Genomic DNA, 25,865 nt, shown 5'->3' on the forward strand with positions numbered 1-25,865 from the left:
AAAATAAGCTTTAAGCATTTAAAAAGCCATGAATTCTTTTAAGTTCTTCACTAATAGGCTTTTTCTTTCCATCTCTTGTAACACTTACATAAGTTACTAAAGCCGAAGTTACATTAATGCAAGAAGTACAACCTTGAGAATCCACCCTTTGAGCTGTGACTTCTACTTCAACGCTGATTGAAGTGTTGCCCACATTTACAACTTTAGAGTAACAAGAAATTATATCGCCTATAAAAACAGGTTCTTTAAAAACTACTTTATCCATAGAGATGGTTACAACGCGTTCAGGAGAAAGTTCTCTTGCTGCGATAGCTCCTGCTAAATCGATTTGTGAAAGTATCCATCCGCCAAAAATATTTCCTGCTGGATTTGTGTCACTTGGCATAGCTACAATTTTTAATTTTGGTTCTCCCATATCTCTCATTTTTACTCCTTATTTTAAAAAATGAATTATAATTAAAAAAGTTAAAAAGGAGAATAAAAGTATGAATAATTTTAAAGAAATAGCTAAATTGGTTAGAAAATACAAAGAAAGAAATAATGCGTTATATGAGTTTTTAGACAAAGAAGATGTGAGCGAGTATTTTAGATCTTTGATTTCTTTAAGTGAGTTAAAACAAGATAAAACAACTATGCTAGCCATACTTAGGCGTTTGATTGATTTAAAAGAAGAAAATTTAGTTCAAGAGTGGAAAAAAAACAACTTTAAGGAAGATAAGATTATAGAGTTAAAACATAAGTTCTATGAAGAGGTTAGAAAGTTTTATGAAAAAGAACATCAAAATTTAATTAATGAAATAAAAGAGAAAAAACTTTTAAATAATTTTTATCAGTCTTTAATACAAGGAGTGCATAATATAGGTTTAATTATGAATATTTTTGAAATTTCTTGGACTAAAGAAATTATAGAAAAAAATAATAAAATTTTATCTACTCAATTCCCAAATTTAGATGATGCAATGGAATTTTTACGTAAAAATCATTTATATCAAAAAACTCCAGAAGGAGAAATTTGTGAGCGAAGCTATGGTGTTTTAGTTAGAATAGGAAATTTATGGAAATTTGTTCCTTATGCGAGATTTTTCGAGAATGAAATTTTAAAATTAGAATTTGCTTTTGAAAATATGATTGATCAGCTTAAAATATTTGCTAGCAGCGAAGAGGAAAAAGCTTATATAGAATATTTTGAAAAATTAAAATTAGCGTTTTGTGAAAAAGATGAAGATAGGGTTATAAAAGCTTGGCAAGAAGCTGAATTTGCTTGGATGAAAGTAAAATCACCTTTACAAGTGGGACATCCTTTAGAATATTATGAAGATAATTATACTCATGCGGTGGCATTAGAATGGGATATAAGAATAGAAGATGAGAATGATTTTGATGTTTTGAAATTTGGTAGTGAAATTAAGGAAAGTTTTGAACATGTTTATAAAAATATAGGACTTGAAGATTGTGAATTAGAAAAAGAAGTTTTATCTAATATAGAAAAAACTCAACTTTATATTTGCACTCCGATGATATTTTATGGTGCTGAACTTAAAGGTTTATTCTCAGCTCAAGTCGTTCCAAATGATGAGTTTGTAAGTTCTAAGGCGGGCAAAAAAATATTTGCCTTTATAAATTTTGTATATGAAAATGCTAAAACAAAGCCTTTTATGAAAATTTCTAGCGAGATTTTTGATAAAGAATTTTTGGATTTTGGAAGAAATATTTTATTTTATCAGGAAAAAATTTGGAAAAGGGTTTATGAAGTATCAACTATAGGCCATGAATTTGGTCATATATTTTTTATTGCTAATGATACTGAAAAAACAATGAATCAGAGTGGTTTTTTTAAAAATATAGAAGAATATAAAGCTACTACAGGTGGACTTATAAATTTCTTTTATCACGAACAAGATGACTTGATAATGCCTGTTTTTCATGAACTTATAAAAAGGGCTATTGGACTTATTTCTTGGCAAAGGGTTGATGAAGTTAGACCTTATTATACAGAAGGACTTATTCATCTTAGTTTGCTTTTTGAAAGTGAAGTATTGATTTTTGAAAATAATAATTTGAAGATAAATTTTGATTTAGGGCATTATGAAAAATTTAAAGAACTAACTTTAAAAAATTATCATGAATTGGCAAAACACTATGCTTTAAGACTTGATGCAAAAGAGTTTTTAAGTAGATTTTGTGAAATTGAAGATGATATTTTTCTTCCTATTATGCCTAAGTGTAAAGAATTTGTTAAATTTTATTATGATTTATACGAGAAAATTGGTAATGAAATTGATAATAGCGGAGAATTTGAAAGATATAAGAAAAAATAATAAAGTTTTTTGAAAAAAACTTAAAAAAAGCTGTTTTTTACTTGATATTGTTTTTTAAATATGCTAAAATTAGGCGTTTCAATTAAAACAAAGGAGCTTTTATGACTAAAGCAGATTTCATTTCATTAGTTGCTCAAACAGCTGGGCTAACAAAAAAAGACGCTACTACTGCTACTGATGCAGTTATTTCTACTATTACTGATGTTTTAGCTAAAGGTGATAGCATCAGTTTTATTGGTTTTGGTACTTTTTCAACTCAAGAAAGAGCTGCTAGAGAAGCTAGAGTACCAAGCACAGGAAAAACAATTAAAGTTCCTGCTACAAGAGTTGCAAAATTTAAGGTAGGTAAAAACCTTAAAGAAGCTGTTGCAAAAGCAAGCAACAAAAAGAAAAAATAAAACTTCGGCTAGATAAATTCTAGCCTTCTTTCTTGATTGATTCGGATATTTTGCATCTTTTATTTACTTTATTTTTTTAAACTTTTATAAAACTATCATTATTAAATAAAAAAGGATATTAAAATTATGAAAGTACATGAAAAAGTAAGTGAGCTTATAGGAAATACTCCCATTATACATTTGAAAAAATTTGGTATCAATGTTTTTGCTAAATGCGAATTTTTAAATCCTAGTCATTCTATAAAAGATAGAGCAGCTTTTGAAATGATTAAAGATGCTTTAGATAGTAAAAAAATTAATCAAGATACTACAATAGTTGAAGCAACTAGTGGGAATACTGGAATTTCTTTGGCTATGATTTGTGCAGATTTGGGACTTAAATTTATTGCTGTAATGCCTGAATCTATGAGTTTAGAAAGAAGAAAAATGATAACACTCTTTGGCGCTAGGTTAGAATTAACTCCTGCAAATTTAGGAATGAAAGGAGCGGTTGATAAAGCAAATGAAATATTGTTAAATACTCCAAATTCTTTTATGATTTCTCAATTTGAAAATATTTCAAATAAAAATGCGCATCGTAAGAATACGGCTTTAGAAATTTTAAGAGATTTGGATAATAAACTTGATATTTTTGTAGCTGGTTTTGGAACTGGCGGTACTATTAGTGGAGTTGGGGAAATACTAAAAGAAAAATTAGAAAAAGTGCATATTGTTGGAGTCGAGCCTCTAAATTCTCCATTGCTTAGCAAAGGTGAAGCGGGAAGCCATAAAATACAAGGAATAGGGGCGAATTTTATACCTGCTATTTTAAATAAAGAAGTTATAGATGAAGTGATCACGGTAAGTAATGAAGATGCTATAAATACAGCCAAAGAACTTGCCAAAAGTGGTTTAATGGTAGGTATATCAAGTGGAGCAAATGTATTTGCCGCAAGTATGCTAGCAAAGAAATTTCCAGATAAAAGAATTTTAACTATGCTAAACGATACGGCTGAAAGATACCTCTCAACTGATCTTTTTGCTTAAGTATGATTATTGAGAATTTAGAAAAATTCTAAGTTCTCTTAAAATTTCTTGTGGATTTAAATCGCTAATTTCTTTATAAAAATGACCTTTTTCATCAATAAGATAAAGCATATTGCTATGTGCTATAGAATAACCCATAAAAGAATCATTTAGATCTATTTTTTGATATTGAACATTATATTGTTTTGTTATTTTTTGAAGAGTTTTTTCATCTTTTACAATTAAAGCATCTGCTTTTGGGTAAAAGTATCGTAACCATTCGTTTGTATTACTTAAGTTATTATCTCTATTTAGATCTAAAGAAATAAAAAGAAGGTGAGCCTTAGGATTATTGATTTGCTTTAAGGCTTTGCCTACTAAACTAAGAGTTGCCGGACAAACATCAGGGCAATAAGTGTATCCAAAATAGATAATAAGCTTATCTCCTTTAAAATCTTTTAGGGTGGCTTCCTCTTTTAAATCTGATTTCAAGATAAAATCATAAGAATTTTGATGATTTTTAATAAAAAATATTACACCTAAAATAATGGCAACTATAACTATAAATAAAATAATATTTTTTTTCATTTTTTTAGCTCAAAATCAAAATAAAACCCTATGGGTTTATTATTATCCATAAATTCTACCCTAAAACGCATAGTATCTAAAACACAAGTAGCAAGAACTATTTTGCTTTCATAGTCTGTTGAATTTAATCGATGTATTTTAGGCTTAATTTCACCCATATACATATTTAATCCATAAATTTTAATTCCTAAGTTGTTATAATTTCCTAGATTTACAATCTTTAGATTTGTAACATCTAAAGATTGTAAGGGTTTAGGATTTAGGGAAATTAAGACTTCTTTATTATTAAAACTATATGTGCAGTCTTTAACATTAAGATCGCAAGTCAATGGGGTGGAAAAATCAGCTTTTGTTATTTTTTGAGAATCTTTTATTATATAAAAATCAAAAATAATATATAAAGTAGCAATAACAAAAGCAAAAGCTAGGATAAAAATAATTTTTCTCATTAATTAGAATTCTTTAGAATCAATATTTTTTAACTCTATGGTTTTGTGATTATTAAATTTTAAATCTAAATTTACCTTCATATCTTTAATAATAGGTTTTTTTAGTTTTAAAAGCATTATATGGTAACCTCCTGATTTAAGCTCTGTGCTTGAATGAGCTTTTATAATAATTTCAGGAATTTTTTGCATCATCATTTTTCCATCTTTGTGTATATGTGTATGCAGTTCACTTGCTTCACTGATATCGCTTTTGACGCCTATTAAAGCAATATCTTTATCAGTATTATTAAAAATGGTAAGAAAAATAGCACTATTTTTCGCATGAGGTGGAGTTTGTTTTACAAAAGCATTTTTTACCTCTATATCATTAACAGCCCAAAGATTTACAGCAAAAAGAGCGCCTAAGAGAAGAATTTTTTTCATATTTGCATCCTTATTTTTATAATATTAAATATTTGTTCATTATATCAAAAAATATTTTTATTTGAATATAAATTTTTTAAAATCTTTCAATGTGTATTACCTGTTTGAAAATTTTTTGCATAGTAACATCACAATCAAAGAAAAAACCAGCTGGATAAAAATTCAACCCTAAATCTAGAATCATTGGTAATACTTCTATCTATAAAATTTATAAGAATATCACCATTAACTATATAAATTTTTTAGGAATGATATCGCCTATATTAGGAATTTAAACTATAAATTTTAATCTTTAAATTAGAATAATGAGGAGAATTTTTAATTTTTATAGTAGTTTTATTGAAAATTTTTATAGGTTTTGGGTAGGCTGAAACTTCAATATTTTTTTATTAAAAGAAAAAACACAATCTTGTAAATTTAAGTCACAAGCTAGATCTTGGCATAAATATACTTTCTTTTTATCATATAATGCATAAAAAGCTAAAAACAAAATGCCTAAAAAGATATTTCTATAAAAATTTCTTACCACTATAGACAACCTTTTAAAACAAGCCTTTATGATTTATAAAAATTATATCATAAATAAGGTCGCATTATTAATATAATTAATATTTTTTAAGAAAAAAAATATTATAATCACAAACATTTTTGACTTAAAAAATTTTGAAATACCTAAGGAAAAACATTGTTAAAACGACTTACTTTATTAATTACACTTTCTTCATTGATGTTGCATGCCTCAGATCTTGTTAAAATTTATCTTAATCAAGGGTTAGATGCTGTTGGCGTAGCGATTGAAAAAGAATTAACTCAAAAGGATTTTTGGTTAAGTGAAATAGGAGATAAAAATATTTCACTCGGATATTATGATGATAATGTTGCTATCGTGCTTGCAAATAAAACAGATAAAATTCTCCGTGTTTATTCTTACGAGGATGGAAAAATAAGAAAAGATTTTGAACAAAAAGAAATAATAACTGGATTAATGGGCGATAAAAAAATAGAAGGAGATTTGAAAACGCCAGTAGGTTTTTATGAGCTAGGTCGTAAGTTTAATCCAGGTGATCCTTATTATGGTCCCTTTGCTTTTGCTACAACTTATCCAAATTTACTTGATAAAGTACAAGGAAAAACAGGTGGTGGTATTTGGATCCATGGCTATCCTTTAGATGGTTCTAGACTTGATGAATTTAAAACAAGAGGGTGTATTGCTTTATTTAATAACAATTTGGAGAAATTTGCACAAGTTGTGCAAGACAAAAAAGTTTTTGTTATGACAGAAGAAAAAGAAAAAATTAGAGCTAAAAAGGATCAAATAGCTAGTTTATTGGCTGATCTTTTTACATGGAAACTAGCTTGGACAAATAGTGATACTAATACCTATTTAAGTTTTTATGATGAGCAAGAATTTAAACGTTTTGATAAAATGAAATTTGAACAGTTTGCTTCCATGAAAAAATCTATTTTTTCTCGTAAAGAAGATAAAAAGATTAAATTTTCAGATATTAATATCAGCCCTTATCCGAATTTAGAAAATGAAACTATGTATAGAATTTCATTTTATGAGGATTATTACACTAAAAACTATCAGTTTAGAGGCGATAAAATTTTATACGTTAAGATAGATAGTAAAGGTAAAATGAAAATTTTAGCAGAGCAATAAATGTCTTTAATAAAAATTGATCAAAAAGCTTATGAATATAATTTAAGACATATTGCTAAAAAAATAGGGAGTTTTCAAAGATTAATTTGCGTTTTTAAAGATAATGCATATGGACATGGAGCTAAGCTTTTAGCTCCATTAGCCAAAAATTTAGGAGTTTCTTTTGTTGCTGTTAAGAGTGAAGAAGAAGCTCAAGAAATCGAAGAATTTTTTGAGAATATATTAATACTATCACATCGTCCTCATGGTAATGAAAATTCTCGATTTATTTATGCTTTAAATGATATTTCCCAAGTAAAAAAATACAAGCAAGATATAAAAATACATCTAAAAATAGATACAGGCATGCATCGCAACGGAATTTGTGTAGAAAATTTAGAGCATGCTATAAATCTTATTCGAAGTAGTGATTTAAAACTTACTGGAATGTTTACACATTTTGCTAGTGCAGATGAAATGGATGGAAGTTTTTTTGTTCAAAAAGAAAATTTTCAAAAAGCTAAAAAGATAGTAAAAAAATATTTTTCAAATTTATTATTTCATTCGCATAATTCTGCAGCATTATTTAGAGGGAAAATTCCTGAAGATGAATATTGTAGAGTTGGGCTTGTTCAATTTGGTTACGGGGAATCAAATTTAAAAAGAGTTTTAAGTTTGTATGCTCATAGATTAAGTCAAAGGATTTTACAAAAAGGACAGAGTATAGGATATGGAGGCATTTTTACTGCTGCAAAGGATATGGAAGTAGCAACTTATGATTTGGGTTATGCTGATGGTCTTTTCCGTTACAATGGAAAAGGGGAGTTAGTGCTTGGAAATGGAAAAGTAATACTTGGAAAGATGTCAATGGATAGTTTTTCTTGTGAAAATTCTGGCGAGGAAATTTGCGTGTTTAAAGATGCTGATATTTGGGCTGATTTTTTTCATACTATTAACTATGAAATTTTAGTAAAATTAAACCCTAACATTCAAAGAGTTTTAGTATAAATATGTTTAATATAGTTTTAGTTCACCCTAGAATACCGCAAAATACAGGTAGTATAGGTAGAATGTGCTTTAATGCTGGTTTTAAACTTCATATTGTTAAACCAACTGTTTTTGATGTTTCTCAAAAAGCTGTTAGAAGAGCAGGGCTTGATTACTGGGATAAATTAGAGCCTATTATTTGGGAGAATCTTGAAGAATTTTTAAATGAAAATATTATTTATAAAAATCGCTTTTTTTTCGCAACAACTAAGAGTCAAAAAGCTTATTTTGATGCAGAATTTCAAAAAAATGATTTCTTATTCTTTGGAAGTGAGAGTTATGGCTTACCTATGGAATTAATGCAAATAAATTGGGAAAATGCTATAACTATACCTATGAAATCTTATGGAAGAAGTTTAAATTTAGCTACAAGCGTTGGTATAATTTCTTATGAAGCTTTAAGACAAAATTTTAGCAATTTTGTTTCTTAAAAGTTTCAAATTTACACAATAACTTAAAACAAATAAAATCATAAAGTCCTTTTTATAAAAATTATGTTAAAGTAAAATTTAGATTATTTTTTGAGGAGTTTGGATGAATTTAGATATTATGCTAGATTTTGCCAATAAAGCGTCTGATATTATAGCTAATAAGATTGTCCCAAATACAGACATTATTATGGTAGTTTTACTTATTGTTTGTGGGCTTTATTATAGTTTTTTAACTCGCTTTGTTCAGTTTCGTATGTTGAGTTCTGTATTTAAAATTCTTACAGAAAAAAACGAAGGACACACTAAAGAACATATTTCACCTTTTCAGGCATTGATGATCTCAACTGCTTCTAGAGTTGGTATAGGAAATATCGCTGGAATTTCTTTGGCATTGGCTACAGGTGGCGCTGGTGCTTTATTTTGGATGTGGGTTATGGCATTTTTTGGTGGTGCCTCAGCATTTGCTGAAAGTACCTTAGCTCAAGTTTACAAATCAAAAGATGATACAGGTGGTTTTAAAGGTGGTCCAGCTTATTATATAAAAAAAGCCTTAGGCTCACATTTTTTTGGAGCTTTTTTTGCTTTTATTCTTATTATTACTTATGCTTATGGATTTAACGGACTTCAAAGTCAAACAATGACTTCGTCTTTTAAAGTTTATTATGATATGTTTAATCCAAATGCTGCTGTAGATTTTGCATCAAGTTCTTGGCCAATGATTATTGGTATTGTTTTAACTATTTTTGGTGCATGGATGTTTTTTTCTCACCATACTAAAATAGGTAAAATTAGTTCTTTAATTGTTCCTTTTATGGCTTTAGCTTATGTTTTACTTGCCGTGATTGCTGTTTTAATGAATTTTGATAAAATTCCTTCTGTGGTTCATATGATTTTACAAAGTGCTTTTGATTTTAAAGCGATTTTTGGTGGTTTTGCTGGTTCTGCTTTAGTTATAGGGATTAAAAGAGGACTTTTTTCAAATGAAGCAGGTATGGGCTCGGCACCTAATGCAGCTGCAGCAGCTTTGACAAGTCATCCAGCTAAACAAGGTGTTATACAAGCCTTTTCAGTTTTAATTGATGTTGTTGTTTGTACAAGTTCTGGATTTTTAGTTCTTTTTTCTATGGCATATTTAGGACTTGGAGAAAGTAAAATCGATGGTGGAATGCCTTTAGTTCAAGAAGCTATGCGTGAGTATTATGGTAGCTTTGGAATCCATTTTATTACTATAGCTATTGTTCTTTTTGCAATAACTTCTTTAATAGGAAATTATTATTATGCTCAAGCTAATGTTAAATATTTAACAAATTCCAAATTTGTAATGAATTTGTTTAGAATTACAGCTGTAGCTATGATTTTTATAGGCTCGCAAATGAATTTAAAACTTGCTTGGAATTTGGCTGATTTGACTATGGCTTTCATGGCAACGACAAATATTATATCTTTATTGCTTTTAGGTGGTATAGTAAATAAAGTTTTAAAAGATTTTAATACGCAACAAAAATCTGGTATAGATCCTAAATTTAACGCTAGTAAACTTGGAATTAAAAACGCTGAATGTTGGGATTAAAATTCATAAGCCTTAATGGCTTATGAATGATTTAAAACCTTGTTTAAAAATTCTCTCAATCTTTCATTACTAGGATTTTCAAATACTTCTTTAGGGCTTGCATCAACAGCAATTTTTCCTTTATCCATAAAAAATATACGATTGGCAACATTTCTAGCAAAACCCATTTCATGGGTTACCACAAGCATAGTTAAACCTTCTTTTGCAACATCTTTCATAATGCTTAGAACCTCGCCTATCATTTCAGGATCTAGAGCTGAAGTAGGCTCATCAAATAAAATAACATCAGGATTCATCATCAAGCTTCTAGCAATAGCTATGCGTTGTTTTTGTCCACCAGAGAGCTTATGGGGCATTATATTTTCTTTGTCTGCTAAACCCACCTTAGCAAGAAGTATTTTTGCTTTTTTTATGGCTTCTTCTTGACTTAAAATTCCTGTTTTAATGGGCGTTAAACATAAATTTTCCATAACATTTTTATTAGCAAAAAGATTAAAATGCTGAAATACCATGCTAACTTTTTGCCTGATCTTATTAATATCAATTTCTTTATCAAGTATGTTTTGCTTATTGATTAAAATTTCCCCACTATCAGCTACTTCTAAGCGATTGATGCAGCGTAAAAATGTACTTTTTCCGCCTCCACTTGGACCTATGATAGCTATTACATCGCCTTTTGAGATTGTAGTGTTAATATTTTTTAAAACTTCTAATTCTCCATATTTTTTTTGTAAATTTTTAACTTCAATCATTTTTATTCATCCTAAGTTCAAGTTTTTTTGCAAAATAACTAAAAATTTTTACACTTACGTAATAAACAAGTCCAGTGAAAATAATAGGTTTTGGATTGTAAAGTACGGCTTGCAAGCTTTGACTTTGCATGGTAATATCAACAACACTAATAAATCCTACAACAGAAGTTTCCTTAAATAAAGAAATAAATTCATTAGCTAATGCAGGTAGAATGTTTTTAGTAGCCTGAGGAAGAATAATTTCTTTCATTGAAGTTTTGTAATCAAGTCCCATTGCTCTTGCAGCTTCCATTTGTCCTTTATCCACACTATTAATGCCACTTCTTACAATTTCTGCTATATAAGCCGAGCTATTAAGTCCTAGTGCAAGAATGGCTGCATAAAGGTTATCTATAAAAGTAAAAATTACAAAAGCAAAAATCATCAATTGTAAAATTACTGGTGTTCCTCGTATAATGTCTATATATTCATCTATAATAAAATTAAGTGTTTTAAATTTAGAGAAGCGTAAAATAGCTAAGCTAAAACCAATAATCACTCCGATAATAACAGCACAAGCAGTTAATAAAAGCGTAATAAGATAACTTTTTAAATAAGCTTTTGCGTTTTCTGTATAGCCATAGCTTACAACTCCACTAGGATCTTGAATTTTTAATATTTCTATCGGGAAAGAAAAATAGCCCCATAAAATAATAATAACAAAAAAAACAAAAATTCTTATATTTTTCTGATTCAATTTGTAAACCTTTTCAGAGAAATTATTTAAAAAAAGATTTTATAGAAATATCTTTGAATTTTCTCTAAAGATTTAAAAAAATATGTTAGAATTTCCTAAAAATAAGGTTGTATTTATGGAAATTTTAAATTTCATTCTAATAGTTATTTTTGTGTTTTTAATGATTGTTTTGGTCATAGGATTCAATCATCAAATGATGCAAAAAAACAAAGAAAGAGAAGAAAGATTTAAAAAATATAAAAAAGGAGAACAAAATGAGTAAAAAAGTATTAATTCCATTGGCTCAAGGTTTTGAAGAAGCTGAATTTATAGGAATTGCAGATGTTTTAAAACGAGCAAGAGAATTAAATCCGGATTTGGAAGTTGTTATAGCTTCGTTAAATAGTGAGTTATTAGTAAAGGGTGCTAATGGCATTAGTATAAAAGCAGATTGTTCTATAGAGGATGTTGATATAGAAAATTTAGATGCCATTGCTTTGGCGGGTGGCTTTGAAGGTATGATGAATCTTAAGAATTCAAATATTATTTTAAATATCATTAAACAACTTCATAGCAACAATAAAATTGTTGCCGCAATCTGTGCTTCTCCTATAGTCTTAAATGAAGCAGGTGTTTTAGAGGGCGAGTTTGCTTGCTATCCTAGTTGTGAAGTTGGACTTAATGGAAATCGTGTTAACAAGGCTGTAGTTGTAAATAAAAATGTTATAACTTCAGCAGGTCCAGCTACGGCAATTCTTTTTGGTTTAGAACTAGCTAAAAAGTTATGCGGTGATGAAATTTATCAAAAATTATACGAGGGAATGTTGCTACCTCTGACAAAATAATTTAAATGGTAGTTTTTCTACCATTTAAATTAAAATAAAGCTTGAGGATTTTCTTTTTTTGTTTTTTCCTTAGGCAGTTCAAAACCTCCAAGCATATGAAAATGCAAATGAAAAACTTCTTGTCCGCTATTTTTTCCACAGTTTGTTACCAAGCGATATCCACTTTTATCTACGCCTAAAAGAACAGCTAATTCTTGTATAAAACTTGTCATTTTGGCCATAAGTTCAGGATCAAATTCTTGAAAGTCTTTAAAATGTTTTTTAGGGATTATAAGTATATGTATGGGTGCTTTGGGTGCAATATCATGAAATGCTAGAAAATCGTCACTTTCAAGCACTTTATTGCATGGAAGTTTACCTTCAACTATGAGTTCAAAAATTGTTTTTTCTTGCATTATTTATCCTTTTTTATTGTTGGTTTGATACAATTATATCTTTAAAGTTTGGTTTTTATGCTGAATTTAAAATAGTTTTTAATAGAATTAGAACTTGAAATATTTTATTTTAAGGTAAGAAAATTGCAAAATTTTATAGAACAGATTCAAAAATGTGAGAATTTAAATGATTTGGAAGCTATTAGGATTTCCGTTCTTGGAAAAAAAGGTATTTTAACAGAAGGCTTTACAAAGCTTAAAGAGTTAGAAGATGAGGCGAAAAAAGAATTTGCTGCTAAACTAAATGCACAAAAAGAAATATTTAATGAGGCTTATTTAGCTAAATTTAAAGATTTGGAAAATCTTGCTTTAGAAGAAAGAATGAAACAAGATGCTTTAAATTTTAACTATTTTGATGAAAGTATTACAACAGGTGCCTTGCATCCTGTTATGAGTACCATGGATAAAATCATAGAGTATTTTATAGCTTTGAATTTTAGCATAGAAAAAGGGCCTTTAATAGAAGATGACTTTCATAATTTTGAAGCGTTGAATTTACCTAAATCTCACCCTGCAAGAGATATGCAAGATACCTTTTATTTTGATGATAAAAGGCTTTTAAGAACACAAACTTCGCCAGTGCAAATACGGACAATGCTTGCACAAAAACCTCCTATTAGGATGATAGCCCCTGGTGCTGTATTTAGAAGAGATTTTGATATTACGCATACTCCTATGTTTCATCAAGTTGAAGTCCTTGTAGTGGAAGAAGGGCAAAAGGTTAGCTTTGCAAATTTAAAAAGTGTATTGGAAGATTTTTTGCGTTATATGTTTGGAGATGTGAAAGTTCGTTTTCGTCCAAGTTTTTTTCCATTTACAGAACCTTCTGCTGAAGTTGATATTTCTTGTGTATTTTGCAAAGGAAAGGGTTGTAGAGTTTGCAAACATACAGGTTGGCTCGAAGTTTTAGGATGTGGAATAGTTGATCCTAATGTTTATAATTTTGTTGGTTATGAAAATGTAAGTGGCTATGCTTTTGGATTAGGAGTAGAACGTTTTGCAATGCTTTTGCATCAAATTCCAGATTTAAGATCTTTATTTGAAGGTGATTTAAGATTATTGGAGCAGTTTAGATGATAATTACTAAAAGTTGGTTGAATGATTGGTTAGAACTTGAAGAAATAAGTTCAGATAAAATAGCTAAAACTTTAAACTCTATAGGTATAGAAGTTGATAGAGTTGGCGCTTTAAAGGCTCCAGATAAAGTTGTTGTAGGCTATGTTAAGGAAAAAATTAAACATGAAAATTCAGATAAATTAAGCATTTGTCAAGTTGATATCGGAAGTGAAACCTTGCAAATTGTCTGCGGTGCTGCGAATGTTGATGCAGGACAATTTGTAGCTGTTGCAACTAAAGGTGCTATCATGCCAAACGGTATGGAAATAAAAGAAGCAAAATTACGAGGAGTGGATTCTTGTGGTATGCTTTGTTCTAGTTTAGAACTGGGTTTTGAAAAAATCAATGAAGGAATTATGCTTTTAGATGAGAGTATAGGGAAATTAGAACTTGGGAGACCTTTAAATACTTATGAAATTTTTAATGATGAGCTAATAGAAGTAGAACTTACTCCTAATAGGGGTGATTGTTTAAGTATTTATGGCATTGCTCGTGATTTAGCTACAGCTTTAAATTTAAATTTAAAAGAACCAAAACCATTCAAAGAAAGTGAAAATGTTTTAGGTATTGGTAGAATTTTGCGCTTAGCAGCTGAGAAAGAACTTAATGGACTTTATAATTATCGAGCCATAGAGCTAAAAGAAGAAATTCAAACAAATTTATTGCTTAGTTTAAGACTTGCTCAAATTGAAAGTTTGGGAAAAAATTCCATAGAAAATTTATTAAATTATGCAACGCATTCAACTGGTGTTCTTTTTAATGCTTATGATTTAAGTAGTTTTTCTGAAAAAGATGAAGAATTTACCATCAATTTAAGCAAGCAAATGCATGGAGAAACAAAAGTATCTTACAAAGATAAACTTTTAAGCTTTAGCGGAATTTTCCAAAATAATGAAAGTAGATGCAAAGATGATTCTAAAATAATTATTATTGAGGCTAATTATACCGATCCATTGGTGATTGCAGATGCTAAAATATATCATAAAGATCAAGATGAAAAAATACTTTATAGAAGTTTTAGGGGAAGTGAGCCTAAATTAAATTTAGGAATGGATTTTTTACTTAGTATTTTTGAGCAGATTCCAAATCTTGTTATTTATAGTTCTTCTCAACAAATTTTAACCGACAAAGAATTACCAATCATACCAATAAGTATTGAAAGTATTGGCGATATAATAGGGCAAAATGTTGATAAAGATGAAGTATTAAAAATATTGAAAAAATTAGGTTTTGAACTTATACTTTCAGGCGAAGGGCTTATAAATGTTAAAGCACCTTTACATCGTCCTGATATTAAAAATTTATCAGATATTTGCGAAGAAGTTGTAAGAATTATAGGTATTGATAATATTGCTTCCAAGGGTTTAGAATTTGTAGAAAAAAATCGTTTAAATTCTGCATATAAAAATTATATTGAGTTTTTAAATTTAAGGAAAAGAGCAGTAGCTAGTGGTTATTTTGAAAGCTTACATTATGTTTTAGACAATGAAGAAGAACTTAAAAGATTGGGTTTTGACTCTGTTAAATTAAAACTAATCAATCCAATTACAGCAGAACTTAATACTTTAAGAACAACCCTTTTAAATCATTTATTGAATGCAGCAAGTTTAAATGCAAAAAATTCTAAAAAAATTATTAAACTTTTTGAACTAGGGGTTGTTTTCAATGTCAATAATCAAGAATTAAATCGTATCGCATTTATCCATTCTGGCTTAAAAGAAGAAGCTAAAATTTCCAACAAGGCAAAACCTGAATCGGTGCAATTTTATGATTTTCTTTTAGACATTAAAAATATTATAGGCGATTTTAAACTAAAATCATCAAAATATAATATTTTAAGCCCTTATGAACAAGCAGATATTTATCTATCAGATATTAAAGTAGGTTTTATAGGCCGTTTGCATTTAAAAATAGAAAATGAGAGAGATTTGCCAAAAACATATATTTGCGAACTTGATTTAGATTTAATTAAGCAAGATTTTAAAATAGCTAAGCCTTATTCCAAATTCCCAGCTATCACCAGAGATCTTAGCGTGTTAATACCTAAAGGTTTTGAATACAATCAGATTAAAAATTGTATCGAAGAATTAAATTTAGAAATACTTGAAAATTTTCGTTTAGTTGATATTTATAGCGATGAAAACCTTAAAGAATTTTATAGCATTACCATAAGTTTTTCTTTTAGGGATATAAATAAAACTTTAGAAGATAATCAAGTAAATGAATGCATGGATAAAATTTTAAATACTCTTAAAAATTTGGGTCTTGGTTTAAGATGAAAATTTACAAATTGCAAACCCCTGTAAATGCTACACTTGAAAATATAGCAGCAGATAAAAGCATATCTCATCGTTTTGCTATATTTTCGCTTTTAACACAAGAAGAAAATAAGGCTCAAAATTATCTCTTAGCTCAAGATACTTTAAACACTCTTGAAATTATAAAAAATCTTGGAGCTAAAATTGAAGAAAAAGATTCTTGCGTCAAAATTATACCCCCTAAAGAAATTTTATCTCCAAATTGTATTTTAGACTGTGGAAATTCAGGAACTGCTATGCGTTTGATGATAGGATTTTTAGCAGGAATTTCTGGTTTTTTTGTTTTAAGTGGAGATAAGTATTTGAATAATCGTCCTATGAGAAGGATAAACAAACCACTTACTCAAATAGGCGCTAGAATTTATGGAAGAAATGAGGCAAATTTAGCTCCACTTTGTATAGAAGGTCAAAATTTAAAAGCTTTTAACTATAAAAGCGAAATTTCTTCAGCTCAAGTTAAAACAGCTATGATTTTATCTGCTTTTAGAGCTGATAATGTATGCACTTTTAGTGAAATTTCTCTTAGTCGAAATCATAGTGAAAACATGTTAAAGGCTATGAAAGCTCCGATAAGGGTTAGTAATGATGGCTTAAGTCTTGAAATAAGTCCTTTAAAAAAACCTTTAAAAGCTCAAAATATAATCATTCCTAATGATCCTTCTTCGGCTTTCTATTTTGCTTTAGTAGCTATTATTTTGCCTAAATCTCAAATTGTTTTAAAAAATATTTTACTTAATCCTACTCGTATAGAGGCGTATAAAATTTTGCAAAAAATGGGCGCCAAACTTGAAATGACAATAACTCAAAATGATTTTGAAACTATTGGTGAGATCAGGGTAGAGTCTAGCAAGCTTAATGGCATAGAAGTTAAAGATAATATCGCTTGGTTGATAGATGAAGCGCCTGCTTTGGCCATAGCTTTTGCTTTAGCTAAGGGTAAATCTAGTTTAATAAATGCTAAAGAATTGCGCGTTAAAGAAAGCGATAGGATTGCTGCGATGGTTGAAAATCTAAAGCTTTGTGGTGTTGAAGCTAGAGAACTTGATGATGGTTTTGAAATAGAAGGTGGATGCGAACTAAAATCTTCAAAAATTAAAAGCTATGGGGATCACCGTATTGCTATGAGTTTTGCTATTTTAGGTTTGCTTTGTGGAGTTGAGATTGATGATAGTGATTGTATAAAAACTTCTTTTCCAAATTTTATAGAGATTTTATCAAATTTAGGAGCTAGGATTGATTATTGAATTAGCAAAAAACTATGGTTTTTGTTTTGGTGTTAAAAGAGCTATTAAAAAAGCAGAACAAATAAAAGATGCCGCAACTATAGGTCCTCTTATTCATAATAACGAAGAAATTTCTCGTTTACAAAAAAATTTTAATGTCAAAACTTTGGAAAATATAAAAGCTTTAAGCAATGAAAAAAAGGCTATTATAAGAACTCATGGTATTACAAAGCAAGATTTAGAAGAATTGAGAAAAAAAGATATAGAAATTTTTGATGCCACTTGTCCTTTTGTTACAAAGCCACAACAAATTTGCGAGCAAATGAGCAAGGAGGGTTATGAAGTTGTTATTTTTGGAGATGAAAATCATCCCGAAGTTAAAGGAGTAAAAAGTTATGTAAGCACAAAAGCTTATGTAGTTTTGGATAAAAAAGAGCTTCAACATATAAAACTTCCTAATAAAATAGCTGTAGTAAGCCAAACAACTAAGAAGCCTGAACATTTTATGGAGATAGTAAATTTTTTAATACTTAAAACCAAAGAAGTAAGAGTTTTTAATACTATATGTGATGCAACCTTTAAAAATCAAGATGCCATTAAAGAACTCTCGCTTAAAAGTGATGTTATGGTTGTTGTAGGGGGTAAAAACTCAGCCAATACAAAACAACTTTTTTTGATTGCAAAAACCAATTGTGAAGATAGTTATCTAATTGAAACCGAAGAAGAGTTAAAAAAAGAATGGTTTTTAGATAAAAAACATTGTGGTATTAGTGCAGGTGCTAGTACTCCTGATTGGATCATACAAAAAGTTATCGCCAAAATAGAAAATTTTAAAATTAATTAAAAAATGTTTTCAATATAGAATAAAAAAGTCAAAAATTTAAAAAAAATTAACAAAAATAAAAAAACTTAACACTAATTAAAGAAAAATAAGGTAAAATCAATCAATTTCTAAAAATTATTTTAAAGGACCATAATGAGCGAGGTGAACAAAAAAGTTCAAGGCATTGTAGACGATTATCTTGAGGAAGAAGATTTTGGACAGCTTTTAGAGGCTTTTGATAAATCAAGAGAAGAGGCTACAACAGAGGGTGTGATTGTAGAGATCAAAAATGATGAAGTTTATGTAGATATAGGTAAAAAATCTGAAGGTATTTTAGCTCTTAGCGAAATACAAGATGACAATTCTAAGTTATTATTTAATGTAGGCGATAGTATTAAAGTTTCTGTTATGGGTTCTCGTGGTGGCAGATCTTTACTTTCTCATAAAAAAGCTTTGAGAAAAGAAAAAGTTATTGAATTTATTAAAAACTACCAAGAAAATCAAGATGATATTTTTACCGTAAAAGTAGTTGGAAAAAATAAAGGCGGATTGATAGTTGTTGATGAAAATGATGTTGAATTTTTCTTGCCAAAATCTCAATATGGCTTCAAAGAAACAAATAACATTATAGGCAAAACGTTTAAAGTTAAAATTATTAAAATCGACAAAGATGAGCAAAGTATCATTGTTTCTCGTAAAAAAACTTTAGATGAGGAGAGAAGAAAACGCAAAGAATTGATCAATAATGTAGCACAACAAGAAGATTTAATTGAAGGTATTGTGAAAAAAATTACCACTTATGGTATGTTTGTAGATGTAGGAGGTGTTGATGGCCTTGTTCATTACAGCGAAATTTCTTACAAAGGACCTGTAAATCCTGGAACACTTTATAAAGAGGGCGATAAAGTTCCAGTTAAAGTAATAAAGTATGATAAAGAACGCAAACATTTATCCTTATCTATAAAAGCGGCTTTACCTGATCCATGGAGCGAGATAAAAGATACTCTTGATGTAGGTGATACCATTAAAGTAATAGTATCAAATATAGAGCCTTATGGTGCTTTTGTAGATTTAGGAAATGATATAGAAGGATTTTTACATATCAGTGAAATTTCTTGGGATAAAAACATCAAAAATCCAAAAGATTATATCAACAAAGGTCAAGAAATTGATGTTGAAGTAATTGAAATCAATCCGAATGAAAGACGCTTAAGAGTATCTTTAAGAAATTTACTTTCTAGACCTTTTGATGAATTTATGAAATCTTACAAAATTGCAGATGTGGTTGAAGGAGAAATTACCTCGGTAACTTCTTTTGGTGCATTTGTTAAACTTGGCGGTATTGAAGGTTTATTGCATAATGAAGATGCTTCTTGGGATAGAAACGATAAGTGCAAAGATAAATTCTCCCAAGGGGATAAAATCAAAGTAAAAATTATCAAAATAGACGAAGAAAACCAAAAAATATCATTAAGCACAAAAGAATTAAGCAGTTCTCCAGTGCAAGAATATGCCAAAATTCATAAAGTCGGCGATATTGTAAAAGGCGCTATCCGTGATATTAAAGATTTTGGTGTTTTTGTAGAGCTAAGTAAAAATGTTGATGCTTTAATTCATAAAGAAGATATAAGCACTTCTATGCTTGAAAATTTGAAAATTGGCGACGATATTGAAGCTGCTATAGTTTTTATTGATGAAAAGAAAAATAGAATTCGCCTAAGTATTAAAAATCTTATTAGAATGAAAGAAAGAGAAGTTCTTAATGAAATCAATAATGATGATAAAGTGACTTTAGGTGATATCATTAAAGATCAGCTAACTTAATGAAAAAATACATTACAATAAGCATTTTGAGTATTTTATTACTCATTTTGCTTGCTGTTGTTTTTACACTGCTTTGGCAATTTAAAGCTAATGTAAATTTCATTCCACAATTTACTAAAGATACAAATACGCAGCCAAGCATTCAAACCCAAAATCAAGATCTTTCATGGCAAGAAGAATTAGCAAAATGGCCTACACGAGATTTTACCCCAGCAGCAGAAAAATTTACCTTATATTTTGATGCGGATACTAGCGAGCTTAAGGAGAAAAATAAATATTATCAACTTATAGTTGGAAAATATGATATTTATTCTATGTTTTGCTTAAGACAGACTTTAAATTCTTTTAATGTGAAGTATTTTCTTCTTAAATCAGGTGATAGTCCAGAAATCTTTTTGGATACAGGTAATGAAAAACTTATAGATGATATTATGAAAGAATTAAAAAAATATAAAATAAATACAGAAGTAAAGGAAATTTGGTTATGAAAAAAAAGATTATAGTATGTGATGCTATTTTGGATAAAGGTATCGATATTCTAAGAAAAGCTGAAGATATTGAGCTTATAGAAGCTGCAAAAGTTCCAAAAGATGAACTTATGCAAATGCTAAGCGATGTTGAAGTTGCTATTACTAGAAGTTCTACAGATGTAGATATAAATTTCTTAAATCATGCCAAAAAATTAAAAGCGCTTGTGCGTGCTGGGGTGGGCGTAGATAATGTTGATATTCCAGAGTGTTCTAAAAGAGGAGTGATTGTGATGAATGTCCCAACTGCAAATACTATTGCCGCAGTTGAACTAACAATGGTACATCTTTTAACATCAGCTAGAAGCTTTGTCAATGCTCATAATTTTTTAAAAATTGAAAGAAAATGGGAAAGAGAAAAATGGTATGGCATTGAATTGATGAACAAAACGCTAGGGGTTATAGGTTTTGGAAATATAGGTTCAAGAGTAGCTATCCGTGCTAAAGCATTTGGTATGAAAATTTTAGCCTACGATCCGTATATTTCTGCTTCTAAGATTACAGATTTAGATATGGAGCAAGCAAAAAATTTGGATGAAATTTTAGAAAAAAGTGATTTTATTACCATTCACACACCAAAAACCAAAGAAACCAATGGTATGATAGGAAAGCAAGAAATTGCAAAAATGAAAGATGGAATAAGATTAATAAATTGTGCTCGCGGAGGATTGTACACAGAAGAGGCTTTATATGAAGGTTTAAAAAGTGGTAAAATAGCATGGCTTGGTATAGATGTATTCAATAAAGAACCTGCGACTAATCATCCTCTTTTAGACTTTGAAAATATTTCAGTTACTTCTCACCTAGGAGCAAATACTTTAGAAAGTCAAGACAATATCGCAAGAGAAGCTTGTGAGCAAGCACTAAGTGCAGCACGAGGCGTGGCTTATCCTAATGCCTTAAATTTGCCAATTAAAACCGAAGATTTACCACCTTTTGTAGCTCCTTATATAGAACTTGTTTCTAAAATGGCTTTTTTAGCTGTTCAAATTGATAAAAATCCTATAAAAAGTATTAAATTAGAGGCTGAAGGAATTATTGGCGAGTATGCAAATTCTATGCTAACCTTTGCAGCTGTTGGTGCTTTGGGTGGAATTTTAGGAGAGAAAATTAATTATGTTAATGCAGAATTTGTTGCCAAAGAAAAAGGAGTTGAATTATCTTGCGAAACTCTTCCAAATAGTGGTTATAATAATAAACTTAGCGTTAAAATTATCACCGAAAATTCAAATATCAGTGTTTCAGGAACAGTGTTTAATGAAAATGAACAACGCATAGTTGGATTAAATGGCTTTAAAACTGATTTTAAGCCAAAAGGGAAAATGATTATTTTTAAAAACAAAGACATACCAGGAGTTATAGCTAAAATCAGCTCCGTTTTGGCAGCTAAAAATATCAATATAGCTGATTTTAGGCTTGGTAGAGATGGTTTTGGGTATGCTTTGGCTGTTGTTTTGATTGATGAAAAAGTTCAGAAAGAAGTATTAGATGAACTAAAACAATTAGAGGCGTGTGTATTTGTCCAATATGTTGAAATTTAAAATTTTAATTATAGAAGATGATATAGATTTAAACGAACTGCTTGTTTTAAAGTTAAAATCTAGTGGTTATGAAGTTATATCTTTAGTGGATTTTTTTGGAGTTGAAGATTTGCTCGATAATGAGCAAATCGATCTTTTAATAGTCGATAGAAATTTGCCCAGTGGAGATTCTTTAGAAAAAATTCAAGATTTAAGAGAGCAAGGATATAAAGAAGCAGTTATTTTTCTTACAGCCAAGGCTTTGCATCAAGATTTGCTCGAAGGCTTTGAAAGTGGTTGTGATGATTATGTTTGTAAACCTTTTGATTTTAATGAGCTTTTGCTTCGCATTAAAGCAATTTTAAAACGCCATAAAAAAGAAGAAGAAAAACTATCTTTTGGTGATTTTATTTTAGATTTGGCTAATTATGAATTCTTTTACAAAAATCAAAAATTAGAAATCTCAAATCTTGACTATGAGCTTTTAAAATATTTTTTTGAAAATCCAAATACCTTGCTTACTAGACAATTTTTAAGCGAAAGCGTTTGGAAAGATGATACTACAAGTGATAAAACAATCAATATAGCTCTAACAAGACTTAGAAATAAATTTCCAAAACTAAAAGATCATATTATAAGCGTTAGAGGTGTTGGCTATAAATTATGCTAAAAACTAAAAATATTTTTATAGTTTTTTTTGTTGTATTGGCTTTGATTTTTGGGTTTATTTTTTGTACTTTTACTAACTCTTATCTTAATTTCTTGCTTATAAAACAATATGAGCAAAAAATCAAAAGCCTTGATGATGTTTTAAAATTTTCTCTCTTAGAACATTTAAATGATGCTAATATCAAGGATTTTGCTAAAGATACTAGGGCTGATTTTATTATCCTAAACAATGATATGAAAATAAGTTCTGTAAAAAATCCTGATTTTTTTTCTAATCTTAAAGAAGGAAAAATTTTAAATTTCGATTCAAAAAAAATTCTCACTAAAAGCTTTATTTACAAAGGATATAAATATATTATTATTGTTTATCCTCGTTTTTTAGATTTAGAACTTTTTTGGACAAAAATGGCAATCGGTTTTGGAGTGTCCTTGCTGTTTGTTTTTATTTTAATGTTGTTGCTAGGTAGAAGAATAGAGAAAAATTTTAATAAAATTTTGGATTTTTTAGATTCTATAGGGGATCATAAAGTTGTTATATTAGAAAAAGGAATGTTTAAAGAATTTAATTTGCTAAATGAGAAGCTTTTAAAAACTAAGGATAAAATTCTAAAGAATACCCAGAAAAATAAAAAACAAAGCGATAAAATCACTTTAAAAAATACTCAGCTTGCTAGTGTGATTTCTGCTATTTCTCATGAGCTTAAAAATCCATTAAGCGTGATTGATCTTAGCTTAGAGATGCTAAAAGATGAGAAATTGGAAGATAAAAAATTAAAAAAGGAATTGCTAGAAAAAATTTCGCGTCAAAGCATTAAGCTTAATGCTTTGACCCATAAGCTTAATTTTGTTTTTAATCTTAATAGTGAAGCCTTACAGATGCAAGAATTTGATCTTTTTTCTCTGTGTGAAAAAATCACTAAAAACCCAGGCTTTGAAAGAGTTGTATTGCAAGGTAAAAGCACGAAAGTTAAGGCTGATGAATTTTTAATCGAGCAAGTGATTATAAATTTGCTTTCTAATGCTTTAAAATATAGTCAAAAAGAAGTCATTTTAACAGCAAGAGATCAAAAAATAATAGTGCAAGATTTTGGAAAAGGCATAGAAGAAGATAAAATAAAATTGATTACAAAAAAATTTTATAAAATTGATGTAAAAAGCGATAATTCTTTTGGTTTGGGACTTTTTTTAGTAAAGAAAATTTTAAATATACATAAAAGTTATCTTGAAATTTCTAGCACTTTAGGCTATGGTTCTAGTTTTAGCTTTAAACTCAGTCAAGGATAAAAAATGGCTCTTATAGATTTAATCGAAGCTTCAAAAAAATTTGGAGACAAAATAGTTTTAAATGAAGCAAATTTTAGTGCAAACGAGGGAGAAAAGATTGCCATTATAGGCAAAAATGGAGAAGGGAAAACTACTTTTTTAAAAACGCTTTTAGGCACACTTCCTTTAGATAGCGGTAGAGTAATAAGACAAAATGGAAAAAGCATAGCCATGCTTTCACAAACCGTTGATTTTAATGCAAATTTAAGTGTAAAAGAAGCTATCAAGCAAGAGCTTGCAGAAATTTACAATGCCTTAGAAGAATATGAAATACTGCATAAAAAATTAGAAGAAGATCCTAGCAATAAAGATTATCTTAAAAAAATAGATACGCTTATGACTTTGATTGATAGTAAAGATGCTTGGAATATAGAATCTAAAATAATACGCGTTTTAAAAGAATTTAGTTTGCTTGAGTATGAAAGTCGCATTATATCTACTTTAAGTGGTGGAGAGATACGTCGCGTTGGACTTTGCATACTTTTACTAAAAAATCCTGATATTTTATTGCTTGATGAACCAACTAATCATTTAGATGTATATATGACAAGCTTTTTGGAAGAATTGCTAAAAAATTCAAAGATGTGTGTGATTTTTATTTCCCATGATAGATATTTTATTGACGCTATAGCACACAAGTGTGTAGAAATAGAGCAGGGTAAACTTAGTATTTTTAAAGGCGGATATGCAAACTATTTAGAGAAAAAAACACAAATTTTACAAAGCCTTGCTAAGAGCCATGAAGCTCTTTTAAAGCAATTAAAAAGTGAAGAAGAATGGCTTAGAAGAGGGGTTAAAGCAAGACTTAAAAGAAATGAAGGACGAAAAGAACGTATTTTCAAAATGCGTGAAGAAGCGAAAAAAAATCCCGGAGCAATCAAACGCTTAAAACTTGAAATTTCAAGAGCGGCTTTAAATTTTAATGGAGAAAAAACGATCAATCGTAAAAAAATGCTTTTTGAGCTTAAAAATATAAGCAAAAATATAAACAATAAAAATCTTTTTAAAGATTTTTCAACGCGTGTTTTACAAGGTGAACGCATAGCTATCGTAGGAAGAAATGGTTGTGGAAAATCGACATTGTTAAAAATTCTTATAGGGCAAATAAAACAAGATAGCGGTGAAATAAAACGCGGAGAGCTTAAGATAGGATATTTTGATCAGGCTAGAAGCTTGGTAAATTCTGATAAAAGCTTGCTTGAAATTTTTTGTCCCAATGGAGGAGATAGGGTTGAAGTTCGTGGTAAAAATATGCATGTTTATGGATATTTGAAAAATTTTTTATTTCCTAAGGAATTTTTAGATAAAAGCGTAGCTCTTTTAAGTGGCGGAGAGAAAAATCGCGTTGCTTTAGCCTTGCTTTTTACTAAAGAATATGATGTTTTGATTTTAGATGAGCCAACTAATGATCTTGATATAGCTACGATTAATATATTAGAAGAATATTTACTCAGTTTTGAAGGGGCTATTTTGCTAGTATCACACGATAGATATTTTGTTGATAAAATCGCAACAAAACTTTATACTTTTGAGGGAAATGGATATATAAATATTTTACACACTCTTTATACTGAATATCTTGAAAATGAAAAAGAAATTGAAGAATTGGATAATTTTGCTTTAGAGCTTCAAACCCAAGAGCAAAATAATAACCAAAAAGAAAAAAGCTCTAAAAAATTGAGCTACAAAGAAAATGAGATATTAAAAAACCATCCTGAAAAAATAGATTTTTTAGAGCAAAAGATAGCTAAATTAAATCAAGATTTATCCGATCCAAATGTATATCAAGAAATAGGTATTAACAAGCTTTATCAAGAGCTTGAAGTAATGCAAAAAGAACTTGAAATTCTAGAAAATGAGTATTTTTTAGTATTAGAGAAAAGTGAGAATTTATAATTAATAAAG

At 29.0% G+C, this 25,865-nt stretch carries 26 protein-coding genes and 1 pseudogene; 19 read left to right on the forward strand and 8 right to left on the reverse strand.

Annotation, left to right across the window (positions count from 1 at the left end):
* Nucleotides 1-10 precede the first annotated feature (10 nt).
* Nucleotides 11-424: an acyl-CoA thioesterase gene (locus tag AJN64_RS00735; RefSeq protein ID WP_002853544.1), complete on the reverse strand. Its 414-nt coding sequence runs from the start codon at nucleotides 422-424 to the stop codon at nucleotides 11-13.
* A gap of 61 nt (nucleotides 425-485) precedes the next feature.
* Here AJN64_RS00735 and ciaB point away from each other — a divergent pair, with 61 nt between their 5' ends.
* From ciaB to cysM, 3 genes are all read left to right on the forward strand, one after another.
* Complete coding sequence (gene ciaB, locus AJN64_RS00740) at nucleotides 486-2,318, forward strand: invasion protein CiaB (RefSeq protein WP_070292540.1); 1,833 nt, start codon at nucleotides 486-488, stop codon at nucleotides 2,316-2,318.
* Nucleotides 2,319-2,419: 101 nt separating this feature from the next.
* Nucleotides 2,420-2,716 carry an HU family DNA-binding protein gene (locus AJN64_RS00745; protein ID WP_002861608.1) on the forward strand — a complete coding sequence of 99 codons (297 nt, stop codon included), beginning with the start codon at nucleotides 2,420-2,422 and terminating at the stop codon, nucleotides 2,714-2,716.
* Nucleotides 2,717-2,842: 126 nt separating this feature from the next.
* Nucleotides 2,843-3,742, forward strand: a complete 900-nt coding sequence (gene cysM, locus AJN64_RS00750) for a cysteine synthase B (protein WP_070210065.1) — start codon at nucleotides 2,843-2,845, stop codon at nucleotides 3,740-3,742.
* A 6-nt stretch (nucleotides 3,743-3,748) separates the two neighbouring features.
* Here the strand turns inward: cysM and AJN64_RS00755 are convergent, their stop codons facing one another.
* From AJN64_RS00755 to AJN64_RS09165, 4 genes and pseudogenes are all read right to left on the reverse strand, one after another.
* Entirely contained in the window at nucleotides 3,749-4,309 is a 561-nt protein-coding gene (locus AJN64_RS00755; RefSeq protein WP_070292541.1) for an SCO family protein, read from the reverse strand.
* Nucleotides 4,306-4,758: a hypothetical protein gene (locus AJN64_RS00760; RefSeq protein ID WP_053872823.1), complete on the reverse strand. Its 453-nt coding sequence runs from the start codon at nucleotides 4,756-4,758 to the stop codon at nucleotides 4,306-4,308. Before AJN64_RS00760 ends, AJN64_RS00755 begins: the two co-directional genes overlap by 4 nt.
* A 3-nt stretch (nucleotides 4,759-4,761) precedes the next feature.
* Entirely contained in the window at nucleotides 4,762-5,181 is a 420-nt protein-coding gene (locus AJN64_RS00765) for a copper chaperone PCu(A)C (protein ID WP_053872822.1), read from the reverse strand.
* A gap of 86 nt (nucleotides 5,182-5,267) precedes the next feature.
* Nucleotides 5,268-5,710: pseudogene (locus AJN64_RS09165) on the reverse strand (hypothetical protein).
* 156 nt (nucleotides 5,711-5,866) lie between these two features.
* On the opposite strand from AJN64_RS09165, the gene AJN64_RS00780 reads away from it, so the two are divergent.
* The 4 genes from AJN64_RS00780 (at nucleotide 5,867) to AJN64_RS00795 (ending at nucleotide 9,871) form a co-directional block, all read left to right on the forward strand.
* Complete coding sequence (locus AJN64_RS00780) at nucleotides 5,867-6,844, forward strand: murein L,D-transpeptidase family protein (protein WP_004305957.1); 978 nt, start codon at nucleotides 5,867-5,869, stop codon at nucleotides 6,842-6,844.
* The gene (locus AJN64_RS00785; protein WP_002861602.1) at nucleotides 6,845-7,831 is read left to right on the forward strand and encodes an alanine racemase; all 987 of its coding nucleotides are present in this window, start codon (nucleotides 6,845-6,847) and stop codon (nucleotides 7,829-7,831) included. It begins immediately after the preceding gene.
* A 2-nt stretch (nucleotides 7,832-7,833) separates the two neighbouring features.
* A complete protein-coding gene (locus AJN64_RS00790; RefSeq protein ID WP_053872821.1) occupies nucleotides 7,834-8,301 on the forward strand; it encodes a tRNA (cytidine(34)-2'-O)-methyltransferase in 468 nt (155 codons plus the stop codon).
* 103 nt (nucleotides 8,302-8,404) lie between these two features.
* Nucleotides 8,405-9,871, forward strand: coding sequence for an alanine/glycine:cation symporter family protein (locus AJN64_RS00795; protein WP_002865337.1), 1,467 nt, complete (start codon nucleotides 8,405-8,407; stop codon nucleotides 9,869-9,871).
* A 20-nt stretch (nucleotides 9,872-9,891) separates the two neighbouring features.
* Here the strand turns inward: AJN64_RS00795 and AJN64_RS00800 are convergent, their stop codons facing one another.
* Together AJN64_RS00800 and AJN64_RS00805 are read right to left on the reverse strand one after the other, a co-directional pair.
* Entirely contained in the window at nucleotides 9,892-10,623 is a 732-nt protein-coding gene (locus AJN64_RS00800) for an amino acid ABC transporter ATP-binding protein (RefSeq protein WP_002861599.1), read from the reverse strand.
* Complete coding sequence (locus AJN64_RS00805) at nucleotides 10,616-11,359, reverse strand: amino acid ABC transporter permease (protein WP_002861598.1); 744 nt, start codon at nucleotides 11,357-11,359, stop codon at nucleotides 10,616-10,618. The genes AJN64_RS00800 and AJN64_RS00805 overlap by 8 nt, the downstream gene beginning before the upstream one ends.
* Before the next feature lie 82 nt (nucleotides 11,360-11,441).
* On the opposite strand from AJN64_RS00805, the gene AJN64_RS00810 reads away from it, so the two are divergent.
* Nucleotides 11,442-11,621 (forward strand): hypothetical protein, encoded by a 180-nt coding sequence (locus AJN64_RS00810; protein WP_072224015.1) that lies wholly within the window; start codon nucleotides 11,442-11,444, stop codon nucleotides 11,619-11,621.
* On the forward strand, nucleotides 11,614-12,183 hold the full coding sequence (locus AJN64_RS00815; protein ID WP_004305949.1) for a DJ-1 family glyoxalase III: 570 nt from the start codon (nucleotides 11,614-11,616) through the stop codon (nucleotides 12,181-12,183). Before AJN64_RS00810 ends, AJN64_RS00815 begins: the two co-directional genes overlap by 8 nt.
* Nucleotides 12,184-12,212: 29 nt before the next feature.
* Here AJN64_RS00815 and AJN64_RS00820 read toward each other — a convergent pair whose 3' ends face one another.
* Entirely contained in the window at nucleotides 12,213-12,578 is a 366-nt protein-coding gene (locus AJN64_RS00820; protein WP_002857192.1) for a histidine triad nucleotide-binding protein, read from the reverse strand.
* A 123-nt stretch (nucleotides 12,579-12,701) separates the two neighbouring features.
* On the opposite strand from AJN64_RS00820, the gene pheS reads away from it, so the two are divergent.
* From pheS to abc-f, 10 genes are all read left to right on the forward strand, one after another.
* Nucleotides 12,702-13,694 carry a phenylalanine--tRNA ligase subunit alpha gene (pheS, locus tag AJN64_RS00825; RefSeq protein WP_004305945.1) on the forward strand — a complete coding sequence of 331 codons (993 nt, stop codon included), beginning with the start codon at nucleotides 12,702-12,704 and terminating at the stop codon, nucleotides 13,692-13,694.
* A complete protein-coding gene (gene pheT, locus AJN64_RS00830) occupies nucleotides 13,691-16,012 on the forward strand; it encodes a phenylalanine--tRNA ligase subunit beta (RefSeq protein WP_044780503.1) in 2,322 nt (773 codons plus the stop codon). Before pheS ends, pheT begins: the two co-directional genes overlap by 4 nt.
* Nucleotides 16,009-17,295, forward strand: a complete 1,287-nt coding sequence (gene aroA / locus AJN64_RS00835; RefSeq protein WP_070292543.1) for a 3-phosphoshikimate 1-carboxyvinyltransferase — start codon at nucleotides 16,009-16,011, stop codon at nucleotides 17,293-17,295. The genes pheT and aroA overlap by 4 nt, the downstream gene beginning before the upstream one ends.
* Nucleotides 17,285-18,118: a 4-hydroxy-3-methylbut-2-enyl diphosphate reductase gene (locus AJN64_RS00840; RefSeq protein ID WP_002861592.1), complete on the forward strand. Its 834-nt coding sequence runs from the start codon at nucleotides 17,285-17,287 to the stop codon at nucleotides 18,116-18,118. The genes aroA and AJN64_RS00840 overlap by 11 nt, the downstream gene beginning before the upstream one ends.
* Nucleotides 18,119-18,250: 132 nt before the next feature.
* Nucleotides 18,251-19,921 carry a 30S ribosomal protein S1 gene (locus tag AJN64_RS00845; RefSeq protein ID WP_070292544.1) on the forward strand — a complete coding sequence of 557 codons (1,671 nt, stop codon included), beginning with the start codon at nucleotides 18,251-18,253 and terminating at the stop codon, nucleotides 19,919-19,921.
* Entirely contained in the window at nucleotides 19,921-20,409 is a 489-nt protein-coding gene (locus tag AJN64_RS00850; protein WP_070292545.1) for a hypothetical protein, read from the forward strand. The genes AJN64_RS00845 and AJN64_RS00850 overlap by 1 nt, the downstream gene beginning before the upstream one ends.
* Nucleotides 20,406-21,989, forward strand: coding sequence for a phosphoglycerate dehydrogenase (serA, locus tag AJN64_RS00855; RefSeq protein ID WP_044780500.1), 1,584 nt, complete (start codon nucleotides 20,406-20,408; stop codon nucleotides 21,987-21,989). The genes AJN64_RS00850 and serA overlap by 4 nt, the downstream gene beginning before the upstream one ends.
* The gene (locus AJN64_RS00860; protein WP_004305935.1) at nucleotides 21,976-22,638 is read left to right on the forward strand and encodes a response regulator transcription factor; all 663 of its coding nucleotides are present in this window, start codon (nucleotides 21,976-21,978) and stop codon (nucleotides 22,636-22,638) included. The genes serA and AJN64_RS00860 overlap by 14 nt, the downstream gene beginning before the upstream one ends.
* Nucleotides 22,632-23,921: a sensor histidine kinase gene (locus tag AJN64_RS00865; protein WP_053872270.1), complete on the forward strand. Its 1,290-nt coding sequence runs from the start codon at nucleotides 22,632-22,634 to the stop codon at nucleotides 23,919-23,921. The genes AJN64_RS00860 and AJN64_RS00865 overlap by 7 nt, the downstream gene beginning before the upstream one ends.
* Nucleotides 23,922-23,924: 3 nt before the next feature.
* Nucleotides 23,925-25,856: a ribosomal protection-like ABC-F family protein gene (gene abc-f, locus AJN64_RS00870; RefSeq protein ID WP_044794296.1), complete on the forward strand. Its 1,932-nt coding sequence runs from the start codon at nucleotides 23,925-23,927 to the stop codon at nucleotides 25,854-25,856.
* The last annotated feature ends 9 nt before the right edge of the window (nucleotides 25,857-25,865 follow it).

The organism is Campylobacter sp. BCW_4332 (genome assembly GCF_001763175.1).
GTDB lineage: Bacteria > Campylobacterota > Campylobacteria > Campylobacterales > Campylobacteraceae > Campylobacter_D > Campylobacter_D jejuni.

Excerpts from the sequence above, each read along its gene's own strand:
- AJN64_RS00735 (WP_002853544.1), bottom strand. The coding sequence starts at position 424 with ATGAGAGATATGGGAGAACCAAAATTAAAAATTGTAGCTATGCCAAGT.
- ciaB (WP_070292540.1), top strand. The coding sequence starts at position 486 with ATGAATAATTTTAAAGAAATAGCTAAATTGGTTAGAAAATACAAAGAA.
- AJN64_RS00745 (WP_002861608.1), top strand. The coding sequence starts at position 2,420 with ATGACTAAAGCAGATTTCATTTCATTAGTTGCTCAAACAGCTGGGCTA.
- cysM (WP_070210065.1), top strand. The coding sequence starts at position 2,843 with ATGAAAGTACATGAAAAAGTAAGTGAGCTTATAGGAAATACTCCCATT.
- AJN64_RS00755 (WP_070292541.1), bottom strand. The coding sequence starts at position 4,309 with ATGAAAAAAAATATTATTTTATTTATAGTTATAGTTGCCATTATTTTA.
- AJN64_RS00760 (WP_053872823.1), bottom strand. The coding sequence starts at position 4,758 with ATGAGAAAAATTATTTTTATCCTAGCTTTTGCTTTTGTTATTGCTACT.
- AJN64_RS00765 (WP_053872822.1), bottom strand. The coding sequence starts at position 5,181 with ATGAAAAAAATTCTTCTCTTAGGCGCTCTTTTTGCTGTAAATCTTTGG.
- AJN64_RS00785 (WP_002861602.1), top strand. The coding sequence starts at position 6,845 with ATGTCTTTAATAAAAATTGATCAAAAAGCTTATGAATATAATTTAAGA.
- AJN64_RS00790 (WP_053872821.1), top strand. The coding sequence starts at position 7,834 with ATGTTTAATATAGTTTTAGTTCACCCTAGAATACCGCAAAATACAGGT.
- AJN64_RS00795 (WP_002865337.1), top strand. The coding sequence starts at position 8,405 with ATGAATTTAGATATTATGCTAGATTTTGCCAATAAAGCGTCTGATATT.
- AJN64_RS00800 (WP_002861599.1), bottom strand. The coding sequence starts at position 10,623 with ATGATTGAAGTTAAAAATTTACAAAAAAAATATGGAGAATTAGAAGTT.
- AJN64_RS00810 (WP_072224015.1), top strand. The coding sequence starts at position 11,442 with ATGTTAGAATTTCCTAAAAATAAGGTTGTATTTATGGAAATTTTAAAT.
- AJN64_RS00815 (WP_004305949.1), top strand. The coding sequence starts at position 11,614 with ATGAGTAAAAAAGTATTAATTCCATTGGCTCAAGGTTTTGAAGAAGCT.
- AJN64_RS00820 (WP_002857192.1), bottom strand. The coding sequence starts at position 12,578 with ATGCAAGAAAAAACAATTTTTGAACTCATAGTTGAAGGTAAACTTCCA.
- pheT (WP_044780503.1), top strand. The coding sequence starts at position 13,691 with ATGATAATTACTAAAAGTTGGTTGAATGATTGGTTAGAACTTGAAGAA.
- aroA (WP_070292543.1), top strand. The coding sequence starts at position 16,009 with ATGAAAATTTACAAATTGCAAACCCCTGTAAATGCTACACTTGAAAAT.
- AJN64_RS00845 (WP_070292544.1), top strand. The coding sequence starts at position 18,251 with ATGAGCGAGGTGAACAAAAAAGTTCAAGGCATTGTAGACGATTATCTT.
- AJN64_RS00850 (WP_070292545.1), top strand. The coding sequence starts at position 19,921 with ATGAAAAAATACATTACAATAAGCATTTTGAGTATTTTATTACTCATT.
- serA (WP_044780500.1), top strand. The coding sequence starts at position 20,406 with ATGAAAAAAAAGATTATAGTATGTGATGCTATTTTGGATAAAGGTATC.
- AJN64_RS00860 (WP_004305935.1), top strand. The coding sequence starts at position 21,976 with ATGTTGAAATTTAAAATTTTAATTATAGAAGATGATATAGATTTAAAC.
- AJN64_RS00865 (WP_053872270.1), top strand. The coding sequence starts at position 22,632 with ATGCTAAAAACTAAAAATATTTTTATAGTTTTTTTTGTTGTATTGGCT.
- abc-f (WP_044794296.1), top strand. The coding sequence starts at position 23,925 with ATGGCTCTTATAGATTTAATCGAAGCTTCAAAAAAATTTGGAGACAAA.